This is a genomic window from Bowmanella yangjiangensis (assembly GCF_017255015.1).
GTDB lineage: Bacteria > Pseudomonadota > Gammaproteobacteria > Enterobacterales > Alteromonadaceae > Bowmanella > Bowmanella yangjiangensis.
Genome location: NZ_JAFKCS010000480.1, coordinates 1 through 583 on the forward strand (window position 1 = coordinate 1; position 583 = coordinate 583).

Consider the following 583-nt stretch of genomic DNA (forward strand, 5'->3'; position numbering starts at 1 on the left):
GGCGGCGATGCAGCTGCCGCAGGTGGAGAGAATGCTTTAGCGGCCGATACAGGGTTTTGATAACAAATGATGGCCATTCGGCAACCTGTCGATTGACCAAGCATAATACTCAGGTATCCTCCTGCGCCCTCCACGAGGTCGTACGATGACCTTGCCTGTTCATTTCTTGTCGCCTGCCACCTCGCGCCAGGCTCAGAGAGGCCTCCATGACCCCTCCACGCTCTCGTATCGCACTGCAGTTGGCCGTCGCCCTGGCGTCGATGCTGGTCCTGTTGATCAGCCTCAGCACGGTGTTCGCGCTGCGTTCGCTGGACAACGCCAACCTGGTCACCCGCACCGAGCACCTGGGCAGTGAAGCCCGCCTGCTGGCGGATCAGCTGGCCACCTTTCATGGCAGCCTGCGTGACAGCACGCAACGCCTCGCCGGTCTGTTCGAGCAGCGTTTCAGCGGCGGTGTACAACTGCGCAGCGACGAGCGCGTGACGGTCGGCAGCCTGCAGGCGCCAGCGCTTTATCTCGGCGCGACCCGGCTCAACAACGAGTTCACCGAGGTCGATGACTTCACCCGCATGACCGCCGGTGT

Annotated in this window: 1 protein-coding gene; it reads left to right on the forward strand. The window is 62.4% G+C overall.

Annotated features, from left to right (window positions below; all coding sequences use genetic code 11):
- Positions 1–239 precede the first annotated feature (239 nt).
- Positions 240–583 (forward strand): Cache 3/Cache 2 fusion domain-containing protein (locus J0A65_RS25260; protein WP_206596971.1); only part of this gene is annotated, 344 nt, incomplete at its 3' end.